This is a genomic window from Exiguobacterium sp. LL15, assembly GCF_024436095.1.
GTDB classification, from domain to species: Bacteria; Bacillota; Bacilli; order Exiguobacteriales; family Exiguobacteriaceae; genus Exiguobacterium_A; species Exiguobacterium_A indicum.
In genome coordinates, this window is the sequence record NZ_JANFNX010000001.1 from 215,546 (window position 1) to 237,788 (window position 22,243).

Below are 22,243 nucleotides of genomic sequence, written 5' to 3' on the forward strand. Positions count from 1 at the left end.
GAAGAAGATGCGACCAATCCTACTACTCATCGTCATCGAAGCGCTCGTTTGTCAATTCGCCCGGTCGCTCTTCCCGGACACCTACGTGACCGCCTTGCTGCTCATCAACTCGGTGTTGTTTCTCTATTATCTACTCCGTCAGGCAGAGACGACGCCACTCTTTCTCATCTTCATCACCGCTTTCTTCGTCCGACTGGTTCTGATGTTCATCGATCTCGAGCTGTTTCGCTTACCGCCACACAGTGGGGACGATACGGAAGCTTTTCATCTCGAAGGTGTCCAAATCTTCACCGATCCGTCGACCTTCAATGATGTCGTTCGCGGCACCTATTCCAAGTTTCTCGGAATCTTCTACCTGATGTTCGGTCCGGAACGAATTCTCGCTCAGTTCTTCAACGTCATCCTCGGCGTCGTCGCTGTCGTCATCCTAGCGAAGACGCTACAACGGTTACGCTTACCGGAACGATACGTGTTCGCAGCTACACTAATCTTCGCATTTTTCCCACAAGGATTGTTGCTCTCACCGATTCTCTTGCGTGACCAGATCGTCGCTCTGGGCATCGTCTACACACTTTACTACATGGTGCGCTGGACGGAAGAGAAGTCCGGATGGTATATGACGCTCGCGTATCTCGGCTACTTCGTTAGTACAATGTTCCACTCCGGACTTGCAGTCGGCATCATCGTCTTACTCGTCTATTTCTCGTTTTATAGCCATGAGACACGACGAATGGATTTTGAACCGACGAAGGTGCGGCGACTAATCTTTCAAGTACTGATCGTCGGCTTCATCGTCTACAGCTTCCAGGATGTCTTGTTTGCAAAGTTCACCCACGTCTCAGAAAACGGTCAGTTGTTCAGCGGGATGAGTTACGACCGTGGCGGCTCCGCTTATCTGAACGGATTGACGGTGACAGGTCCAGCTGACATGATTCTCTACTCGCCGATTCGAACGATTTACTTCCTGTTCTCACCGTTCCCGTGGCAATGGTCGAGCGTCATGAACATTCTGATTTTCTTCCTTGACGCCGTCTTCTACTTCATCGCCTGTTTTGCGATCGTCCGGTCCTTTAAACTGATCCGTCAGCATCCGTTCGGCAGCGTCCTCTTCTTCTTTTTCCTTCTCTTTGCACTTAACGCCGTCATCTTCGGTCTTGGAACCGGCAATGTCGGAACGGCCATCCGACACCGGTATAAGTTGTTCCCGATGTTACTCATCGTCTACACATCCGTTCACTACATGCGCTGGCAAGCGCGCCACTACTTCGAGGAGGTCGAACACCGTGCCGAATAAAACGATCTTAATTACAGGTATCGCAGGCTTCATTGGATTTCACGCCGCACGTCGTTTCATCCGGGAGGGTTACCGGGTCATCGGACTCGATGAAGTGAACGACTATTACGACCCGACGTTAAAAGAAGCCCGGCTCACTGAACTTGGAACGGACTACACGTTTTACCGGGTCTCACTCGAAGAGACAGCAGCCGTCGCGCGGATCTTCGAACAGGAATCGATCGATCTCGTTCTCCATCTGGCAGCACAAGCTGGGGTACGGTATAGCATCGATCGACCGGACGTCTACATGACGTCAAACATCGTCGGCTTTCTCTCGATTCTTGAGGCGTGTCGGCATTACCCAGTCGAACAACTGATTTACGCTTCCTCAAGTTCCGTCTACGGATCGAATACGAAGATGCCGTTTGCGACGACGGATGCCGTCGATCATCCGCTAAGTCTTTACGCCGCTTCAAAGAAAGCGAATGAACTGATGGCACACACCTACAGCAGTCTCTACGGCATCAAGACGACAGGCCTTCGCTTCTTCAGCGTCTATGGTCCTTGGGGACGCCCGGATATGGCACTGTTCAAGTTCACGGAAGCAATCGCGAAAGGCAAACCAATCGACCTCTACAACTACGGTGAGATGGGGCGGGACTTCACTTACGTCGACGACATCATCGAAAGCATCTACCGCCTGTTCCAGACTGAACCGGAAGTCGATGAATCGTTCGATGCCTCAAATCCCTTACCGGACCGCAGCAACGTTCCGTATCGTGTCTATAACATCGGCAGTCACAGCCCGATTCGTCTCAATGAATTCGTTGCTTTGATTGAGCGGCGCCTTGGCAAGACGGCAATCCAAAACGGGATGCCGCTTCAACCAGGCGATGTTCCAGAAAGCTTTGCTGACGTCTCATCACTGTTCGAGACGATCGGCTACCGTCCACAGACGACGGTCGAAGCGGGCGTCAATGCATTCATCGACTGGTACGAGAGTCACTACTTGCTGAAGGAGGAAATTCAAGATGGCGCTTAAAGAGGAATTCTACTATCGGTCCCCAATCTTTATCCAAAATTGGCTGACCTCCTTATACGGTCGGAAGTTAATGCAAGAACGATACGGTCCCCTCTATGAACAGAAGATGAAGGAACTCCGGAAAAAAGATCGGACGCAGGATTATAAAGCGGAACAACTCGATCGCTTGAATGCCTTTCTCATTTTTGTTGCAACGCATACGCCATACTACGCGCAACTCTTTCACGAACATGATATCCAATTACCGTTCACGTCACTCGAGCAACTGAAGACAATTCCAATCCTTGAAAAAGAAACACTTCGTCAAAACAATGACGCCTTCATGTCCCGCGTCGATGCGCCGGTTCGAGGGCGGACGGGGGGGACGAGCGGGAAGTCACTTCAAGTGGCGTTCATGCGCGAGGATGTCCAGGAACGGATGGCACATCTCGATTACTTCAAAGAACGTCATGGTTTCCACGCCGGAATGCGCCGAGCGAGTTTCACCGGACGGACGCTGACAGCTGTCGATCAAAAGAAACCAATCTTCTGGCGGATGAACCGACCACTCAATCAGTTGCTCGTCTCGATCTTTCACATGAAGGAAGAGAATTTCCCGGCCTACATCGAGGAGCTGAATCGATTCCAGCCGCAAGCACTTGACGGCACACCGACAGCGATGGTCGAAATCGCCCGCTATATGCTGAAGCATCATATAAAGCTGGATATCCCGCTGATCGCCATCTTCCCGACATCGGAAACGGTGACGGAGGAGATGCGCTCGGTTCTCGAGGAAGCCTTCAACGCACCGGTCTTCGATCAATATGGTTCTTCAGAAGGCGCACCAATCATCTCAGAATGCAGTCATCGAAAACTTCATCTCCATCATGAGACGGGCATCATCGAACCATATGGAGAGGACGGCGAAGTCGTCGTCACGTGTTTTACGACACGCGGCACACCACTGATTCGTTACCGGATCGGTGACCGGATGACACTCAGTGACGAGACCTGTAGCTGTGGACTAAACGGACCAGTCATCGCTTCGATCGATGGACGGGGAACGAGTTATATCGTCAGCGAAAAGCGGGGCAAGGTGTTCGAAGGGGATATCACGACGATTGCCCGAGAACTTCCGAACTCCGTCTTGCGACTCCAAGTCGAGCAGCACGCGCTCAATCACGTGACACTTCGGTATATTCCAGATGCGAAGCGTTTCCGTCCAAAACACGAGCAGATCCTCTTGAACGAGATGCGCAAGTTGCTCGGATCCGAGATGAAAATCGTCCTTGAGCCTGTCGAACAAGTCAAACAGGAACCGAACGGAAAAACGTTGATCGTCAAACAGTCGATGAAATAGGAGGAACCCACCATGAACAAGGCAGTCAAACACATCGTAGATACGACAGCAGCCCAAACTGGTTCACTTCCCATTGCCAACCGTTCGATTGCCGTCGTTGGACTCGGATACGTCGGTCTTCCCGTCGCTGTCGCCTTCGGCGAAAAAACAGCCGTTGTCGGCTTTGACATCAAGGAACAACGCGTTCAAGAACTGCAAGAAGGAATCGACGCGACACTCGAACTGAGTCCGTTCACGTTGAAGAACGCAACCGTCGACTACGTCTCGGATCCATCAGCACTGCAAGCGAGTGACTTCATCATCATCGCCGTTCCGACACCGATCAATGCGCAGAATCAACCAGACTTGACGCCGCTCTTACGCGCCTCACACCTCGTTGGTCGCCAGCTCAATAAAGGCGATATCGTCGTCTATGAGTCGACGGTCTACCCAGGAGCGACGGAAGAAGATTGTATCCCGGTCCTTGAAGAAGCATCCGGCTTACGAGCTGGTGTCGACTTCTTCGTCGGCTACTCACCGGAGCGGATCAATCCGGGTGACCACGAGCACACGTTCAAGACGATCAAAAAAATCGTCTCGGCTCAGGATGAACAGACACTCGATATCGTCGCGGAAGTTTACGAAGCGGTCGTCGAAGCCGGTGTCCACCGGGCTTCGTCGATCAAGGTTGCAGAAGCCGCAAAAATCATCGAAAACACACAGCGCGACCTCAACATCGCCTTGATGAACGAACTGGCAATCATTTTCGACCGGATGGACATTGATACGCTCGAAGTCCTCGAAGCAGCCGGTACGAAATGGAACTTCCTTCCGTTCCGCCCGGGTCTCGTCGGTGGTCACTGTATCGGCGTCGATCCATTCTATCTAACGATGAAAGCCGAGTCGCTCGGCTATCACCCGGAAGTCATCCTCGCCGGACGCCGGATCAACGATACGATGGGGCGCTTCATCGCAACAGCGCTCGTCAAGAACCTGATTAAACAGAACATGCCGGTCCTCGGTGCTCGTGTCACGATCCTCGGCTTATCATTCAAGGAGAACGTCAGCGATATCCGGAACTCGAAAGTCGCGAACCTCGTCCGCGAAATCGAAGAGTTCGGCATTGACGTCCAAGTGACGGATCGACTCGTCGAAAAGAGTGAGGCGAAACGCGAGTACGGCATCGACTTGCTCGAGATGAGCGAACTCAAACCAGCCGACGTCGTCATCTTCGCCGTCTCACACGAAGAATACGTCGAAGGCGGTTGGAATCTAGCGCAACACTTACTGAAGGTCGGACGCGGAATCGTCGTCGACATCAAAGGCATGTTGCCACGGTCAGAACAGCCAGAGGGGGTCCACGTATGGCGCCTTTAAAAATTCTTCAGGTCTGTGCCCTTGATACGACGGCAGAGACGATGTTACAGCCGCTCTTACTCGCTTTACAAAACGCCGGGCACGACGTCGGCATTGCTTGTGCCGACACCGGTGCCTCGGTGAAACTGGCTGCAAAGGGATTCCGGATGCACGACATCCCGATCGAGCGCCGGATCGACTGGACGAGTAACTGGCGGACGATCCAAGAAATCACACGAATCTTGAAGGAGGACGGCTACGACGCCGTCCATGTCCACACACCAGTCGCTGCCGCCCTCGGACGCGTCGCCGCAAAACGGGCCGGAACGAAGCATATCGTCTACACGGCACACGGCTTTTACTTCCACGAGAAGATGGGGCGGGTGACGTACCAGCTGACGTATTCCGTTGAAAAGTGGCTAGCTCGTTTCGCGACCGATTACCTTCTCCTCCAAAGCGAAGAAGATTATCAACTCGCTCAGCGCAAACGCTTTAAGGCGAATACCCGCCTGATGCACCTTGGAAATGGGATTGACTTGACCCGCTTCTACCCACGACCACGTGAAGCCGGAGCGCCGTTTACGTTCCTCTTCATCGGTCGGATCGTCGAAGAAAAGGGGATTCTCGAACTGCTCGATGCGTTCGAGGACGTCGTCTATCGCCACCCGGAAGCCCGTCTCGTCATCGCTGGTGAGATGATGGCAAGCGAGCGGGATCAGACGACGAAACACTTATTCTTACGACGGATTCGCGAGATTCCGAATGTCGATTACCTTGGGTTCGTCGAAGACATACCGAGCTTGTTCCAACAAGTCGATGCCTTCGTCTTACCGTCGCATCGCGAAGGCGTCCCACGTTCGATCATCGAAGCGATGGCGAGCGCAAAGCCCGTCATTGCAACAAACATCCGCGGCTGCCGCGAAGAGGTCGTCGAGGGGAAAACGGGGTATCTCGTTGAAGTCCACGACATCGCGAAGCTCACCAACCGGATGAATACCCTCGTCGAACAACCGGACCGTGCCAATGAGATGGGACGGAATGGATTTGACCGTGCCATGAAACATTTCAACGAAGCCGACGTCATCAAACGACAACTTGATCTCTTTTCAGCTATGTAAAAGGAGGACGTCATCATGAAACGCACATTTGACTTCACGGTTAGTCTAATCGCCATCCTCATCCTGATTCCTGTCTACGCCGTCGTCGCCTTAGTCATCTATACGAAGCTCGGACGACCGATCTTCTTCAATCAAGTCCGCCCTGGCTACAAGGGCGAGCTGTTTAAAATCTATAAATTTCGCACGATGACGAATGAAACGGATGACGAAGGAAAACTCCTTCCGGATGCGGACCGGATTCCGGCATCGCTCGAGTGGATTCGTCGCTTGAGCCTTGATGAGATCCCGCAGTTCTTAAACATCCTCCGCGGACAGATGAGTTTCGTCGGACCGCGTCCGTTACTCGTCAGCTATCTGAACCATTATACGAAGGAGCAGATGGCACGACACGATGTCTTACCTGGTCTGACAGGCTGGGCACAGATTCACGGTCGCAACGCAACGACGTGGCAGCAACGCCTCGAGCAAGATCAATGGTATGCAGCCAATCATACATTCCGACTGGATCTCTACATCCTATTCAAGACGTTCAAAATGGTCATCTCGTCAGAAGGGAACTCGACGGCTCACCAGACCGGCATGGGTGAGTTCAAGGGTCTCGACGGAGGTGTTCCCCATGATGTCGCTAAGCGATGAACGGTTGATTCGGGATCCACGCGAATGGGACGCACTCGTCGCGACCTATCAACTCGATTGTTATTACGAACATGCTTACTTCGAACTTGCGAAGGGGCCCGATGAGATTCCTGAATTATTTTATTATCCGACGGAGTTTGGGACGTTGATCTATCCGTACTTGCGGCGACCGATTCCAGGCACACGCTTTGAGGACATCACGACGCCGTACGGCTATGGTGGTCCTTATTTCATGGGTATCTGGTCACTTGATCAGATTCGCGAAGCCCGCGCGCGATTCGAACAGTACTGTCGTGAAACCGGAATCGTCACCGAGACGGTTCGTTTCCACCCTTTGCTACACAATCAGGAACTCGGTCAACACTGGTGCCATCAAACGGATATCTTGCAGCCGACGGTGACACTTGAGCTGACGGATCCGTTCGAGACGATTGAAGGTGGATTCTCGCAAATGACGCGACGTAACATCCGGAAAGCACGTCGCGAAGGCGTCTCGATTCGCCTCGGACGTCCGGAAGAGTACTCGGACTTCGCCCGTCTCTATCAGATGACGATGGACAAACATCAAGCGGATGCGCGGTATTATTTTGATCAGACCTACTTCGATCACTTCGCTGAAGGACGGATCAAAAATATCCTGTTGCTTGCTGAACAAGAGGGGCGGATCATCGCTGGGTGCATCGTCCTGACGGGTCGCCAGTTCGCACATTATCATCTCGGTGCTTCAGATCCTGCCTACTTGTCGCTTCGCCCGAATCATCTATTATTCGCGGAGATGATTCGCTGGGCAAAACAAGCTGGTCTTCAAGCGTTACATCTCGGTGGCGGAACGACACGATCCGATGCAGATAGCTTACTCGCCTACAAACGATCCTTTGGTGAAGCAAATCGAACATTTTTTGGACTCGGGACATCGATTCTTGATCCGACGATTTATGACCGGCTCGCGCGACAAATCAAACAACAACATCCGGAAATCGAGACAGGACAGTGGTTCCCGATCTACCGGACGCCGCTCCGTCAGCTGTCACCTCGAAGGGAGGAAACATCATGAAACACATCCCGCTCTCCATCCCGCACTTAAGTGGTCAAGAAGCACGTTACGTCACGGAAGCACTCGAGACGAACTGGGTCGCACCGCTTGGACCGAACGTCGACGCCTTCGAACGAGAGATGCAAGCCTACACGGGAGCTCGCGCAATGCTTGCGACGAGCAGTGGTACGGCAGCCATTCACTTGGCACTCGCGACGCTTGGTGTCACGACGGGGGATGACGTCTTCTGTCAGTCCTTGACGTTCATCGCTTCGACGAATCCGATTCGTTACGTCGGTGCTCGTCCCGTCCTGATCGATTCGGAAGAGGAGACATGGAACATGTCACCTGTCGCACTCCGACGCGCGTTGATCCAGGCGGCAACGCGAGGAAAACTTCCGAAAGCCGTCATCGTCGTTCATCTATACGGAGTCGCGGCACAAATCGAGGAGATCGCTGCGCTCTGTGAAGAGTACGATGTTCCGTTGATCGAAGACGCGGCAGAGTCACTTGGAACACGCGTCAACGGGCGGATGACGGGGACATTCGGGACGTTCGGGATCTACTCCTTCAACGGCAACAAGATCATCACGACGTCAGGTGGTGGAATGCTCGTCGCAAATGATCCAGCCTTGATCGAACGTGCCTTCTATCTCGGGACACAGGCGAGACAACCGGTCCTCCATTACGAGCATACGGAAGTCGGCTACAACTACCGGATGAGCAACGTCGCTGCTGGGATCGGACGCGGTCAACTCGAAGTCATCGATCAACGCGTCGATGCGCGGCGGAAGATCTTTGATCGTTATGAACGTGCCTTTGCACCGGGCGGCGTCACGTCGCAAGTCGAGCAGACCGGAACATTCGCCAACCGTTGGCTCAGTGCTTTTCTCTTACCAGGTGGTCAAGTGCAACGCGATGCGATGATCCAGACGCTACAACAAGCGAATGCCGAGTCCCGTCCGGTCTGGAAACCGATGCACTTGCAGCCCGTCTATCGCGACGTACCATTCATCACAGCAGAAGGGATGGATGTCAGCCGTCGTCTGTTTGAAGACGGCATCTGCCTCCCGTCTGCTTCACAAATGACGTTCACCGAACAAGCCGTCGTCATCCGAAACGTTCGTCATACCTTACAGACGAACGTACGCCGGAACGTCCAGTCATGAATATATGGGAAGGGGACATCGTCATGCGCGATATGGAGGAAGCGATCCACGCACTCCGTCTCGCTGCGAACGGGAAGAATGAATTGACGGCCAATACCTATTTCCGCTGGCAATTGAACACCACTCATCCAAGCGTCGCGGAAATCCTGATGCTGTTTGGGTCGTGGCAGATCGCCTTGGAACGAGCTGGCATCGGACAAGCCCGCTTGACGTTCACGAAATCGGAAATCATTGACGCCTTGCGTCAGGCACGGGAGGAACTCGATCCTTTCACGAGCGCGACGTACCGCGAATGGGCGCAACAAAAGCAAGCACCTAGCCTGACGGATATCGTCCATCAATTCAACTCGTGGCAGCAGGCATTGTCAGAAGCGGATATCTTAAAGGAACGCATCCAGGAAATGGAACAACGGATCATCGAGTCATTACTTGAAGCGCAAGGTGCCTTGCCGGTCTTGACGAGCCAGACCTACACGAAGTGGGCGGCTGGTCAAAATCGTCCGACCGTCGCAACGATTGCTCGCCGGTACGGCTCTTGGTCAAACGCCCTTGAAATCATCGGCATCGAATTTCCGCGAAAACGCTGGCGGGAAGAGGAGGTACTCGACGTGCTCGCCGCAGCTGCAAAAGAAACGGAACATCTGACGATCGCAAGTTACCAACGGTTCAGCATCGGACGTGATGCGCCAAGCATCGGCGTCATCACCGCTTTGTTCGGTAGCTGGCGCAATGCGTTGCTCGTACTTGAAGCGCAGAGACCGTCCTGAATTCAGATCGAAGAAAAGGGGAATGGATGATGAAGAAGTGGAAATGGATCGTGTTGACACTGACGGGGATATGCCTGCTCCTTCTCTTCGGTTCAGGCGGGTATGTGTACCATAAAGCGAGCCAGACGATGAAAGAAGTTCAAGTCCAAGTGCCAGTCAAGGCGAGCGTCGAGACAGAGAAAGCCGTCGAACAGAAAAAAGGGCTCTCCTTTTTATTACTCGGCGTCGATCAACGAAAAAACGAGACAGGACGCAGTGATACGATCATCGTCGTAACGATTGATCCGAAGACGAATAAGAGCCAAATGATCAGTATCCCGCGTGATTTGAAAACAGAAATCATCGGCAATGGATCGAACGATAAGATCAATCATGCGTATGCCTTCGGTGGTCCACAGATGGCACTCGACACGGTTAGTCATCTGCTGGATATCCGACTCGACTATTTCGCAGAAATCAATTTAGAAGGGTTCACGGATCTCGTTAATGCCGTCGATGGTGTCACCGTCGAGAACGATATCAATTTCTCATATTATGAGATGCAATTTCCAAAAGGGGAACTGTCGCTGAACGGGAAAGAAGCACTTGCCTATGCGCGGATGCGCTATGATGATCCACGCGGTGACTTTGGACGACAGATCCGTCAACGGCAAGTCGTTCAGGCGGTCACCGATAAGATGACGGAGGACTTCTCGATTCGTCGCTTCAATGCTGTCCTCGACGCACTCGGGAAAAACGTCAAGACGAACGTACCATTTTCCGTTGCCCGGACCGTCGCGACGGATTACCGGGATGCCTTACGAAATGTCGAGACCTTATCACTCGACGGGAAAGGGGGAATCGAATCGGACGGAATCTACTACTGGCATCCGACGGACAAGTCGTTGAAAGAAGTTCAAGCTCAACTAAAGGAAGCATTGGAATGACATGAGGCAAGAACGAGCGTATGCTTTGTTCGTCTCGCATCGTTTTCCTGGGACAAGCATCGTACCGCTTCGCTGCAGGGTCACTCTTGCTTGTTTTTCCCTAGGAAGCGATGTCGAGCGAACAAATTATTTTACTTTTCGTTTGACGTATACTACAAATAAAACAAAAAAAGATGTCCATCTCCGATTCATAACCGAAAATGGACATCTTTTTTTGATGAATCGATGAGCGTATCACGACGACCGGATCATCCGAAGCATCGAGAATTTCATCATCGTATAGAGGAAATAGACGGTAGTCAGAAGGGCAGCACCGCTCCATAACCATTGATATGCTGAACTGAAGTAGCCGAATCGAAGCCCGATCAGTGCCGGTACGATTAATGTCAACCAGCTCAAGACGAGGGCGACACGGGCAGTGATTGCATCAATCGGGCGATTCATTCCCATTCCGAGAAAGAACAGGCTCCAGAGCAACGCCCAGAACAACCACGTCACACCAACGATGATGTCATTCGTCGTGAAACTGACGAACGCATAAAACAAGGCGGCAATCGCAACGAACAAGGAAAACCAACCGACCCCGCTCCCGTCGAGATTAAACAAGAACGTGATCCCGACGTAAACGTACGTAAAGGCAAACAGATAGATGCTCGCGTATCCGAACGTCAACGCTGGATCGCCAGCGGCACCGATGACGAGATAGGTTGCGATGAACGTCTGCAATAAACCGGTGATGAGACTGAAGACACCCGCGCTACGGAGATCGACTTTTCCGAACAAGGTCAAACTATTTAAAAAGAGCGCGACGCCCCCAAATAACAAACTGACATTTCCCACGTAAAACTCTCCTTCATTAAGACGTCAGACGTCTGATTCTAAACTTAACTCTAAGATGAATTCGTTTTCAGCGCAAGCATAATTTTAGAGACAAAATGAAAAACAACCTGACTCCCGGAAAGGGAATCAGGTTGTTGATTGAGCAATTACTGTTTTAAGACAGAGCGGAGTGTCGTTTCCGTTTGAGTGGGAGTACCTTTGAGTGTGACCAATCCATAACGGACATTCCCCTTTTTAAGGAAAAAGACGCGCGTATTGTTCGCTTCAGGAGTATATCCCGTTTTACTCGCATAAATACGAGGTTCCTTAGGTAAGGTTTTATCCGTGTGATACCACTTTAACGTCCGAGCGTAAGGTCCTTTGATGCTTGCTTTATATGATTTTCGACCGCTTACTGTAATCAGGTAGCTATAATTCGCGTATGTGTTCGCGAGTTTTTGCATATCGGCAGCTGTCGTATAGTGATTCCATTCATGAAAACCATGTGGATTAGAAAAATGACTTGCTGTCATGCCGAGTGCTTGAGCACGACTATTCATTAACGAAACGAACTTTGATTCAGAACCCGCGGTCCGAACGGCAATCGCTTTAGCGGCATCATTACCCGAGCGAATCAACATGCCATTCAAGAGTTGGCGCATCGTGACACGATCTCCCGAGCGTAAACTCGCCACACTGCTACCATACGGTACTGAAATCATGGAATACGTGAGCGTAAAAGGTTGATCCAGTGTACCGTTTCGAGCGGCTACTTCGTATCCGACGATGGCAGTCAACAACTTGGTCGTACTTGCCGGATACCGTCGGACATTACTTTGTTTCGTCGTAATATAGGAAGTAGAACCGAGTTGAAAATAGCGTAAAGAGGCAACCGGGTATTTACTAGCTGCTGTTTTCTTTCGGACGACTTGATTGGAAACGTAGCGTGTCTTTCCTCCGTCTTTAATCTTATACCATCCTTTGGAATAGGAGACTGCTTGTAGCACACTCTTGTAAGCAGCACGCCGAACGATCGTCTTACTAGAGGACGTGCTTGGTTTGGAGCGAATGTTCGCGCCAGACTTAGAGGTGACGACGAGAGCATATGTACTCGGACCGGTCACTTTTTTTGCGACTTGATTGGACAGATAACGGTAGGTGCCGCCATCTTTGATTTTGTACCAACCGTTCGAATACGATACTGCTGTGAATTTCGATTGATACGCAGCGAGGCGAACGATAGTTGCAGAGGAACTCGTACTTGGTTTAGAACGAATATTTCCTCCGGATTTGGATGTGACGACGACTTGATAACTGGCAGCTTGCGCCGGTAAAGCTGGTAGGAAAAGTGTAAACAGGATCAGGAGTATCAGACTCATTCGAAAAAATGGCTTCATAAAAAATCATTCCCTCCTTTTTGAAAATATAGATTCATCATAAAACAAAAAAAGGAAATTCACTTGTTTTCAAAAAAATTGATGCATTCGAATATAATAGTGATGAAAAGGGAATAATGGAGCAGATGAATGGAGGAGATAGTAGATGAAATTAGCCGTAGTAGGTATCGGAGATATCGCACAAAAAGCATACTTACCTGTATATGCCGCAAGAGAAGACGTGGACATTCATTTGATTTCGCGCGAAGAGGAAAAAGCGAAAAAATGGCAATCGATGTATCGTTTTTCAGGTACGTTTCCGACTTTAGAAGCGGCGTTGTCAGAGGGAATGGATGCTGTCATGATTCATTCCGCAACAAAAGCGCATGCAACACAAGCGAAGCAAGCACTTGAAGCAGGGGTGCCTGTATTCGTCGATAAGCCGATTTCGATGAACATCGAGGAAATTCGGGAGCTGGTTCAATTGGCAGAGGAAAAGAAGGTCCCGTTCATTACAGGATTCAATCGACGATTCGCGTCCGCACATCGTCGCCTGTTAGAAGTTGAATCCCCGAATATGATCATCATGCAAAAAAATCGAACGCCTTCTGTTGAGGGCGCGCAACCTTTTTTGTTTGATGATTTCATCCATGTTGCGGATACGCTGCGCTATTTGACGGGACGTGGAAAAATCGAAAACCTGCATATCCGGAGTAAGCAGGATACGAGTGGGTTGCATCACGTTACGATTCAATTCGAATCAAATGGAATTACTGCCATCGGAGTGATGAACCGGAACAATGGTGTCACGGAAGAGCGGGTAGAAGTGATGGGACCGCATGAAAAGCGGATCGCTACAGACGTGACGATGCACGAACGACAAACGAGTGAAGGAACGCTTGTCTATCCGCTAGATAACTGGGAATCGACATTGAGTCGAAGAGGATTCATTGCCTTGATTGATGCATTCTTGAAAACGATAGCGGGTGAGCCGTCTGCGTCCGTCACGGCTTCAGATAGTTTAGAAACTCATGAACTCTGTCATCACATCTATCAACATGTGATGAGATGAACGAAAGCCGTACTCTGGAATCAAGAAGAGTACGGCTTTTCTATGGATGGAATCGAGGAATGGGTCTTCTACCATCACGTCACCTCATAAAGCTGATACGTCTTTTTTCCGCCTGGTCCTTCGAAGGTCAGACGAAGCGAGGAACGAACGAATCGATAGGTCACACTTCCTTCTGAAAAGAAAAGGCGAGCTGAAAGGTCAGGCTCGAATCGAATGACTTCTGTATCGTTTCGAAAAGATCCAGCTGTTCCGAAGTGATCGAATTGAAGGGATGCGACAAAGGTATTTCGTGAATCAAACGAAACGTGGATACGACCGCTCCCTTCAAACGGTTCATTTTCGAAAGTACTTCGCTCCACTTCATACGTTCCTTCAAACTGCCGGACTTGCTTGATTTTCTCTTGAGCGGTTTGTTCAATCAACTGAGCCCGTTCACGAATCGGGTGATCCGGTGCTAAATCAGACTGTTCAATCGTACGGGCAGTTCGGATTACTTCTTTGAAATGATAGCTAGCGAACTGTTGCTCCAACTTCACCATCGTTTGAGCCGCTTGACTATCCTGCTCAGTTGTCGCGCGCTCGACGACTTGAGTGTAGGCATCGTTCTCCATTTCCCTTTGAACGTTAGAGGGTGTCTCTTTACAACCTGATAAAATCAAACAGAAAAGAAGCATCCATGTATATCTCATGTTTTCACCTCAGTTCGTGTAGTGTGCGTGATTTGGAGATGATCCGTATGCAGTTGAATACGATACTGCACGCGATAGGTGACAAATGAAGGCTCGTTTCCTTGTGTCGTTTGATACGTTTCTAGCGTACGAAGTTCATAGATGGAACCATCGGATGAAAAATCCTGGAATTCAACTGTGTGAATGCGGGGTGGTGCAGCAGAAGTTGCTTTTTGGCGTAGAGCGGTCAGTGCCTGAAGTTCAGATTTGAATGCGCGAGAAGACATATATTGAATCGAAGAGAATGTCTCGATCGAATCATAACGTGTTGAAAAGGTGATGAGTTCAGGGACGGTTCCTGTATACTGACGGACGAAACGTAATACATCATACGATGTAGGCGGTTTATTTTTCGAATAGGTTTGATTATAGGCAACCTGTTCATCTGACCATTCCGAGAGACTCCATGTCTGGACTGGAGAAGGTACGACCTCTGAAGAAGAGGCATCTTTCGTCATATACCAAAATAAACTCGAGGTCATTAAGACGAAAAAAATGATTATGCATAGTAGAACAGGACGAAATGCAGATGAAGTCGGTTCCGTTTCAGGACGCTTCCGTGCGATGACGGGATGCTGGCAATAGGAGCACGCGTCATCCTCGTAGCCTAGAGGTGTTCCGCAAAGTGAACAACGTTCCATAAGACAAGTCCTCCTAAGTGTATGAAATTCAATTTCTTGTCGGTATCTTATTTATTGAAATCATTTCCATCTTATCATTAATTGAAAACGTAATCAAAGCATGAAAAAGAACTCATCCAGCTTGATAATGGATGAGTTCTTTACTGTTTCATTTACGTACTTTTCAACGGATCCGTTACGAAGATTCCTTCCGCTGTCTCGGACGCTTCGAGTGGAGCATCATCCAAGAAGTAGGTGCGTACTACGCGATTAGCGGCAAGTCCATCCTCTTTCGCACAGAACGTTTCCCGAAAATGATCGAGCTTTATTTGATAATCCTTCGACCAAGACGGAATCGTCGCCAGTGCCTCGTAAAAGGACAGTTCCTCTTCAATGATCGGACCAGGTAAGTCCTTTTGATAGTCCAAGTAGAAACCGCGCAACGTATCGCGATAGAGCTCTAGGTCATAAGCATAGAACAGGACTGGACGATTAAGATTGGCGAAATCAAAAAAGACGGATGAATAGTCAGTGATCAATAAATCAGTTAATAAATAGAGTTCTTGGATGTCGGGATAGTTGGTGACATCGAGGAACTGTTCTCGATACTCACTTGGAATTTTCGGTTTTTTCGTCACGAGTACATGGGTCCGAATGAGGAATACATAGTCATCCCCTAGTGCTTCAGCGACACGACTGAATTCGAACGGGTAATCAAAGAAAAATTTTCCGTTTCCTAATGCATGATGATCCCGGAACGTAGGAGCATATAAGATGACCTTCTTATCCGGCGAAATGTTCAGTTGTGCTCGTAGGTCGTCGACCTTTTTCGTAGCATCTGCAAAGAATAAGTCATTACGTGGATAGCCGGATTCAAGGATCGTTCCTTCATACTGGAAAGCACTTTTAAAGATCGCTGTCGCATAACTACTCGGCGAAAGAAGCACACTCCATTGTTGGATCGAACGGGTGACGCGGTCGACATAACCGGCGTCTCGACCATGAATTTCCTCTAAATCGAATAACATCTTTTTCAGTGGTGTGCCGTGCCATGTTTGAATATAGGTCGTTTCTTTACGTCGGGTCATGTAATGAGGGAAGTTTTGATTGTTCACCCAGTACTTGGCCGTCGCTAAATGATAAAAGTAGCGAGGTGACAGACGTTTGATGACGTTAACATGATCATCCCCGAGATAGAGTCGTTTATTGTGCACCCAGATGACTTGATGGGTGCTGCCGAGGCGACGCAATTCTTCATAGATATAACGGGGACTATCACCGTACTGTTTACCGAGCCCGCTCTCGAACACGATTTTATTTTCTTGTACCGGTAATTTTTTCATCAAGCGATAGCTGATTTTCATGATTGGGAAATAGAAGCGACTCCGACGGAAAAGTCGGAATAACACGAGTGATGCTTCTTTTGTTTGTATCGTTTCCCAAACATGGCGCTGCTGTTTGTAATCAAGAATCGTTTGGTAGATATCTTCGGAATAAGACTGTTCTGTTGGTTTTAAGAAGACCGCAGCCCGCTCCTTGTAAGATGGAAGCATCGCAAAATCACGTGAGGCCGTCGCTTCGAGGTCAGCGATTAAATCATCGACTGTAGTCGAGATGGGACCGGGTAACTCTTTCGCTAAATCAAGGTGCGAACCGACCGGACCGATGAATCTGCGAGCATCGAATTGGAAATAGTGAACCGGTCGTCCTAAGAAACTAAAATCAAAGGCGACGCTCGAGTAGTCTGTAATGAGTAAGAGACTCTCCTTCAACAAACTTTGGACATCCCGTTCGCCTTGATAGATGACGGTCACTGGGAAACGCTCGAAATGGCTCGCGTACTGTTGCATATTCGGATGTAGACAAAACAAAATCTCCAAATCATGGTCGTGTGCGAGTTCATGGAGGCGCGGGTGTTCTAAAAGAGCGGAGTACTGTGCGAAATAGTCCGATTCCAAGAACTGAATAGGTGTTTGCAACCACGAACGCCACGTCGGAATGATCAAGATTTGCCGTTTGACGGGCGTGTCACCGTTCAAGAGGGCGTCGAAGCGTGAGAGCCCCGTAATTCGAATCTCGTCTTGACGATAGCCCATATCCTGCATGACCAATCGACGTTCCCGTTCAGAACTCACTAAAAAGAGATCGGTATCGAACGATAACGCGAATTTGCCGTACTGATTCTCCATATTTTTAGCGCCCAGTACTCCATGTTGAATGAAGATCCGGTCGGCTTTCATTTTTCGCTTGAATCGCGGTGAGCGAAGGGGATAAAGATAGTCGGCATGATGGGTTCCAACGAATTTACTTGCCATGAACGAACGATAAATATGTTCTTTCGAACGGAAAGGCAAGGTATTTCCAAGAATCGCGACCTTATCATACTCAGGTGAATTTGGATCAATCACGTAGTAAGCAGGATGTTCTGCACGTTGCTCGCGCATGAACCGGAAAAAGTGATACCCGTTATCTTGTGCTTTATAAGGTCTTTCCCCGATCAACCATGTTTTTCGGTCAGCAAAGAGACGATAGAGAGGGGCAAACGTCATCATATGCTCAAGGTAACGATAATTTTCGTTCGTGAACGCACTTAATTCAAACGAGAGATTCCGATGACCGACAGTGAAATAAGGTGTGACATGCATCGTATGTGTCGCGTTGCGCCCAGTGAGTTCCGTTGTGAGATGACGTGTGATGTAACGAGCTCTTCCGAGTCGGACGAGGCGAGGGATCAGACGATGGTAGTAGGTCAGTTCCATGAAGCTATCGTAGATGCCTTCATGGAGAAGACGTTCCGATTGTAAGGCGGACCAATCAATCTGTGTGCGATACGTATAGCGATATAGACCAAACCGACGTTGACTTGCCTCTTGATCATAGAACCAATCAACAGGCAGTGCGATCCGATCTCCGGTTTCACGATGGACGAGGATGAGCTGTCCTTTCTTTAAAAAAGAATGACGTGAAAAAAGTTTCCCTTCGATATGTGTTTCGTGAGAGTGTTTTTTATCGATCCGATCAATCTGAAGCCGTGACTTAATGACGGGTTCCTTGTTGAGCAATAATCGGATGTTTCCTTTCAAGTCTGTGTAAAAAAAGACGCGATGTTGCTTCGCTTCATCAAAAAGAGGCGAGAGTGGTGAAGGAATAGTAGTACGTAAGAAACGACCTAATGTAATTTCTCGTACATATGACTCATTAGTAATGGTCGATCGCGAAGGAAGACCGCTCTCTTGCCACTTCTCAAGTGTTTCCGGTGGAATGGCCGCAAGCGGTTTACGATATTTGAGATATAGGGAAAATCGACCATGAGGCAGTAACGTCTCAGGTGTAAGAGCTGATTCTTCTAAAAAATCTTCTTGTTCTAGGTGAGTGTCTTGATGCTGAATGAGGTGGTCGATCAGAAGGTGAATATGGGATGGATTGAATTCGAATCGGAAAAAGGTTGAACGTGCTTGATGATTCACGAGCTCCGTGACGAGGAGCTGATTCCGGTCATAAATACAAAGGGACTCGACGACTAAATCCGGATCGGTCAAATGACCCGATAAGGATAAAGCATGTTCGTCCGACATAAGAGTGATCTGCTGTTTGCTAGTCTTCCGTTCTTTAGAAGAAGAGCGTTTCGGTAAGATCGTTTTACCGGACCGTGCCATTCTCAAAAACAGATGTGATACATTCATAACAAAACCTCCTAATATGTGTAAAAGAAGATGGTATTTTTAACACACAATAACATACCATAAAAGTAAATGTAAGTGGTTACAGAAAAAGGCGGATTAACTTATAAAGAAGGTGTGAAGAATGCGTCATTTGATTTTAATGGATACGTTCAAAGGAAGCCTCGCTTCGAAAGAAGCGGCAGAGGCGGTCGCTGCAGGTATTCTTCAACGGGATCCATCCGCGATCATCGATCAATCGCCTGTCGCTGATGGAGGAGAAGGAACACTCACCGTGTACGCGGCAGGGGGCTATGAGATGCGGACGGAGTGGACGATGGACTTAGCCGGACGCCCTTGTGAAGTGATGTATGCGCAACATGGACAAGAAGCCGTCATTGAAGTCGCACAGATATGCGGATTATCGATGAGACATGAAACAGACGATCCGTTTTTGCTACACACCAAAGGAGTCGGTCATCTCGTCCAGACGTTACGCCGAAAAGGCATGACAAAGATTCGAGTCGCTCTTGGAGGAACAGGAACGACAGATGGCGGGCTTGGTTTTTTACATGAAATGGGATGTTCTTTACGAGATGAGGAAGATCGTCCGATTCGGTTTCACACGAATCCGCTAGTCGAGACGCAACGGCTGACATGTATAGACGCTTCATTTTCGTTGGAGGCATTGGTCGATGTTCGTTCCCATTACTCTGGTCAAGACGGTCCAGCATATCTATTTGGACCCCAAAAAGGGTTGCGACGAAATGAGATTGAATATTTAGATCAACGATTGAAAGAAATGGAAACGATTCTTAAGCTAGAAAATATTCAAGGTGCAGGAGCCGCAGGTGGACTGGGTGGTGCGATTCATGCTGTCGGGGGAACGATCGTATCCGGTGCCCAGTCCATCCTTACGTATATAGGATTCGAAGAACGATTACGGAAAGCAGATTATGTCTGGACTGGTGAAGGGAAAGTCGATCACCAAAGTCAATTAGGGAAAATAACAGGAGAAATCGTGCGATCTGCTGGAATCGCTCAAGTTCCATGTCTTATTCTTGCGGGTATCGTCGAAGAAAAGATACCCGGTGCGCTGGATTGTCGATCGATTCATGTCGATCGACCCGTTACGTTAGACAAAGAGCAGACATTTGCTCGCTTAACAGAGCAGACCTCAATCTGGCTAAAAGAACTTTTACGGGAACAGGGATGAAGTCGGAAAAGTTTGGGTAAATAACTGTATATTGCCATACTTTTAGAGAAGGTAGGTCATCGTATGATCAATCAATCGATTCAATTATCGTTTCGCCAAGTTCGAGCATTGGTCGAACATACCCTGCTATTATTTAAAGAGCTTGATCAACAATTAGCAAACCGTGGATACGAACCGGTTCTCCCGGAAGTCGTCCAAACGGAGCATGGTCTGAGCATCCATCAGACAAAGGAGAGTGCGGAGTCACTCGTGCCGCACTTTTTAACACGGACGTATGTCCGGCAACAAGAAAAAACGAATCAACATGGATTGCTGATCTCTGTTCAATATACGCATCCGCTCCACGAACGATTCGATCCGGTCGTCCTCGTCGGCGATGTTTCGTTCAAGCAAGCGAAACATGCGCAAAAGATCTTAAGTGAAAAGCCGTGGCTCCTAAAATATGCTGCCTTTGAATCCACAATTGCGCAAGAGTTCGTTGCCGATGGTACACGCTATACGACGCAACCGATTGAAGAAATCGAAGAGCTGATCGTCTGGGGGCATCCGTTCACGGAAATGCGCGATATCGATGACGTCAAACGATTGGCGGAAGAGATGATCAGTCGTCATCTCGAGCCGGGGACAACATGAAAATAAGCTTCCGTTCCTTCAAGATAGAAGGAGGGAAGCTTATTTTTTAGACTTGAACGAGCAATCGTTCGATCGCTGCCGTCAAATCAGTTGGATTCGTTTTTGGAGAGAACCGCGTCACTTCTCCATCACGGGTCACGAGGAATTTCGTGAAATTCCACTCGATGTCTGTTGCACCGTCCGTCGTTGGTGCTTGTGCTTTCAGTTCTTCGAATAACGGATGTGCTTGCTCACCGTTGACATCGATTTTTGAAAAGACGGGGAACGTCACGCCGTAGTTGACTTGGCAGAAAGACTGAATCTCCTCGTCCGTTCCCGGATCTTGGTTCGCGAACTGATTACATGGGAAACCAAGTACGGTCAATCCTTGTGAACGGTAATCTTGATGCAATTGCTCGAGTCCTTCGAACTGTGGCGTCAAGCCACATTTGCTGGCTGTATTGACGATCAGCCATGCTTGAGCTGGGTAGTCACTTAAGGATGACGATGTTCCGTCGACGCGTTGAAATGAATGATCTTGTAACATATCGATTCCCCCTTTTTAAGTACTTCTCCAGTGTAACAAATCCGTTTTCCCGTCGTCTTCTATCGCTACTTGCGAGATGACAGAAACATCACAATCGGGTGTCAGCGACGCTTTTTCGACGAATCTTTGTTACGATGAAAAGGAATATGGAAGGAAAGGAGAGATGCCACATGAGAAAAATGTTGAAACAATCGCGGTTCGTCATGATCGCGACGCTTTGTCTCGTCCTCGTCGGAAGTTGTATTACCTTACTGACGCTTGGATTCGAACGCGATATTGTGATTCTTGTTTCTGGAGTGGTTGCCCTATGGGTGACGATGCTAGCTCCTTTGACGGTCCATGCCAAAATGAATCAGCAATCATAATCATTGTTTGTTCATGAAACCGCGGAACGATTCTCGCTAAAATGGAGCTCCTCCATTTTAGATGAAGGAATCGATTTCTGCGGTTTTTTTTCTTCTATAGCATAGGGACGAAAAACACTATTTTTCAAAAGTAAGTCATTAAAAAATCAGACTATTTTTTTTTCAACTTTTCTATTTACAACCTTAAAAAATCGGAGTAATATCCATCTCATCAACGAACACTAACATGTTAATGCTTCGATCTCAAAGTACGCCGAATTCATGATTGAAGCGGGGGACCCAACCGTCACGAACCGTGACACGGGGTGAATCCTTTCCGAACGGGAAAGGTAGGGCTAATTCCTAGGTATGCCCGAATCCGACAGCTAACCTCGCAGGCGTTTTTAGGAGGGAACGACTCTTTTTCAGTATGCCAAGTTATTAAGGCGATGCTGGGGCCGTTTTTCGCCTCACATCGCCTTTTTGTCGTGTTTAATTGTAAAAATATTGAATAATATGGGGGTAATTTCATAATGGGAGAGCTGTGGAGTATCTTACTGCTTGCCTTCTTCTTCGGCACGACGTTCGGGATGATTCATCTGATCGAAC

The 22,243-nt window shown here is 49.0% G+C and carries 20 protein-coding genes and 1 riboswitch; of the genes, 14 read left to right on the forward strand and 6 right to left on the reverse strand.

Annotation, left to right across the window (positions count from 1 at the left end):
- Nucleotides 1-7: 7 nt before the first annotated feature.
- From NOM72_RS01025 to NOM72_RS01070, 10 genes are read left to right on the forward strand one after another with little or no spacing between them, the layout of a single operon-like run.
- Complete coding sequence (locus NOM72_RS01025; protein WP_174316585.1) at nucleotides 8-1,294, forward strand: phospholipid carrier-dependent glycosyltransferase; 1,287 nt, start codon at nucleotides 8-10, stop codon at nucleotides 1,292-1,294.
- Nucleotides 1,284-2,318 carry an NAD-dependent epimerase gene (locus NOM72_RS01030; RefSeq protein WP_035396066.1) on the forward strand — a complete coding sequence of 345 codons (1,035 nt, stop codon included), beginning with the start codon at nucleotides 1,284-1,286 and terminating at the stop codon, nucleotides 2,316-2,318. Before NOM72_RS01025 ends, NOM72_RS01030 begins: the two co-directional genes overlap by 11 nt.
- Nucleotides 2,308-3,657 (forward strand): phenylacetate--CoA ligase family protein, encoded by a 1,350-nt coding sequence (locus tag NOM72_RS01035; RefSeq protein WP_023469396.1) that lies wholly within the window; start codon nucleotides 2,308-2,310, stop codon nucleotides 3,655-3,657. Before NOM72_RS01030 ends, NOM72_RS01035 begins: the two co-directional genes overlap by 11 nt.
- Nucleotides 3,658-3,669: 12 nt before the next feature.
- Entirely contained in the window at nucleotides 3,670-5,013 is a 1,344-nt protein-coding gene (locus NOM72_RS01040) for a nucleotide sugar dehydrogenase (RefSeq protein WP_023469395.1), read from the forward strand.
- Nucleotides 5,001-6,110, forward strand: coding sequence for a glycosyltransferase family 4 protein (locus NOM72_RS01045; RefSeq protein WP_255997407.1), 1,110 nt, complete (start codon nucleotides 5,001-5,003; stop codon nucleotides 6,108-6,110). The genes NOM72_RS01040 and NOM72_RS01045 overlap by 13 nt, the downstream gene beginning before the upstream one ends.
- 15 nt (nucleotides 6,111-6,125) lie before the next feature.
- On the forward strand, nucleotides 6,126-6,746 hold the full coding sequence (locus NOM72_RS01050; RefSeq protein ID WP_023469393.1) for a sugar transferase: 621 nt from the start codon (nucleotides 6,126-6,128) through the stop codon (nucleotides 6,744-6,746).
- The gene (locus NOM72_RS01055; RefSeq protein ID WP_055969121.1) at nucleotides 6,727-7,800 is read left to right on the forward strand and encodes a lipid II:glycine glycyltransferase FemX; all 1,074 of its coding nucleotides are present in this window, start codon (nucleotides 6,727-6,729) and stop codon (nucleotides 7,798-7,800) included. Before NOM72_RS01050 ends, NOM72_RS01055 begins: the two co-directional genes overlap by 20 nt.
- Nucleotides 7,797-8,948 carry an aminotransferase class I/II-fold pyridoxal phosphate-dependent enzyme gene (locus tag NOM72_RS01060; RefSeq protein WP_023469391.1) on the forward strand — a complete coding sequence of 384 codons (1,152 nt, stop codon included), beginning with the start codon at nucleotides 7,797-7,799 and terminating at the stop codon, nucleotides 8,946-8,948. The genes NOM72_RS01055 and NOM72_RS01060 overlap by 4 nt, the downstream gene beginning before the upstream one ends.
- Nucleotides 8,945-9,715, forward strand: coding sequence for a hypothetical protein (locus NOM72_RS01065; protein ID WP_023469390.1), 771 nt, complete (start codon nucleotides 8,945-8,947; stop codon nucleotides 9,713-9,715). Before NOM72_RS01060 ends, NOM72_RS01065 begins: the two co-directional genes overlap by 4 nt.
- A 29-nt stretch (nucleotides 9,716-9,744) precedes the next feature.
- Complete coding sequence (locus NOM72_RS01070) at nucleotides 9,745-10,641, forward strand: LCP family glycopolymer transferase (protein ID WP_023469389.1); 897 nt, start codon at nucleotides 9,745-9,747, stop codon at nucleotides 10,639-10,641.
- A 234-nt stretch (nucleotides 10,642-10,875) separates the two neighbouring features.
- Here the strand turns inward: NOM72_RS01070 and NOM72_RS01075 are convergent, their stop codons facing one another.
- Nucleotides 10,876-11,481 (reverse strand): AmiS/UreI family transporter, encoded by a 606-nt coding sequence (locus NOM72_RS01075; protein WP_255997408.1) that lies wholly within the window; start codon nucleotides 11,479-11,481, stop codon nucleotides 10,876-10,878.
- 146 nt (nucleotides 11,482-11,627) lie between these two features.
- A complete protein-coding gene (locus tag NOM72_RS01080; RefSeq protein ID WP_235147599.1) occupies nucleotides 11,628-12,839 on the reverse strand; it encodes an SH3 domain-containing protein in 1,212 nt (403 codons plus the stop codon).
- 163 nt (nucleotides 12,840-13,002) lie between these two features.
- On the opposite strand from NOM72_RS01080, the gene NOM72_RS01085 reads away from it, so the two are divergent.
- Nucleotides 13,003-13,908, forward strand: coding sequence for a Gfo/Idh/MocA family protein (locus NOM72_RS01085; protein ID WP_023469386.1), 906 nt, complete (start codon nucleotides 13,003-13,005; stop codon nucleotides 13,906-13,908).
- Nucleotides 13,909-13,982: 74 nt separating this feature from the next.
- On the opposite strand, the gene NOM72_RS01090 is transcribed toward NOM72_RS01085, so the two are convergent.
- From NOM72_RS01090 to NOM72_RS01100, 3 genes are all read right to left on the reverse strand, one after another.
- A complete protein-coding gene (locus NOM72_RS01090; RefSeq protein WP_152995325.1) occupies nucleotides 13,983-14,597 on the reverse strand; it encodes a hypothetical protein in 615 nt (204 codons plus the stop codon).
- Entirely contained in the window at nucleotides 14,594-15,277 is a 684-nt protein-coding gene (locus NOM72_RS01095; protein ID WP_035396091.1) for a hypothetical protein, read from the reverse strand. Before NOM72_RS01095 ends, NOM72_RS01090 begins: the two co-directional genes overlap by 4 nt.
- A 152-nt stretch (nucleotides 15,278-15,429) precedes the next feature.
- Nucleotides 15,430-18,939: a CDP-glycerol glycerophosphotransferase family protein gene (locus tag NOM72_RS01100; RefSeq protein WP_255997409.1), complete on the reverse strand. Its 3,510-nt coding sequence runs from the start codon at nucleotides 18,937-18,939 to the stop codon at nucleotides 15,430-15,432.
- Nucleotides 18,940-19,060: 121 nt separating this feature from the next.
- Here NOM72_RS01100 and NOM72_RS01105 point away from each other — a divergent pair, with 121 nt between their 5' ends.
- Together NOM72_RS01105 and NOM72_RS01110 are read left to right on the forward strand one after the other, a co-directional pair.
- Nucleotides 19,061-20,131 (forward strand): glycerate kinase, encoded by a 1,071-nt coding sequence (locus NOM72_RS01105; RefSeq protein WP_255997411.1) that lies wholly within the window; start codon nucleotides 19,061-19,063, stop codon nucleotides 20,129-20,131.
- A 63-nt stretch (nucleotides 20,132-20,194) separates the two neighbouring features.
- Complete coding sequence (locus tag NOM72_RS01110) at nucleotides 20,195-20,764, forward strand: hypothetical protein (RefSeq protein ID WP_023469381.1); 570 nt, start codon at nucleotides 20,195-20,197, stop codon at nucleotides 20,762-20,764.
- A 46-nt stretch (nucleotides 20,765-20,810) separates the two neighbouring features.
- Here NOM72_RS01110 and NOM72_RS01115 read toward each other — a convergent pair whose 3' ends face one another.
- Nucleotides 20,811-21,290: a glutathione peroxidase gene (locus tag NOM72_RS01115; protein ID WP_214859334.1), complete on the reverse strand. Its 480-nt coding sequence runs from the start codon at nucleotides 21,288-21,290 to the stop codon at nucleotides 20,811-20,813.
- A 170-nt stretch (nucleotides 21,291-21,460) separates the two neighbouring features.
- Here NOM72_RS01115 and NOM72_RS01120 point away from each other — a divergent pair, with 170 nt between their 5' ends.
- Nucleotides 21,461-21,655 carry a hypothetical protein gene (locus tag NOM72_RS01120; protein WP_023469379.1) on the forward strand — a complete coding sequence of 65 codons (195 nt, stop codon included), beginning with the start codon at nucleotides 21,461-21,463 and terminating at the stop codon, nucleotides 21,653-21,655.
- Between the two features lie 241 nt (nucleotides 21,656-21,896).
- A riboswitch (cyclic di-AMP (ydaO/yuaA leader) is annotated at nucleotides 21,897-22,050 on the forward strand.
- The last annotated feature ends 193 nt before the right edge of the window (nucleotides 22,051-22,243 follow it).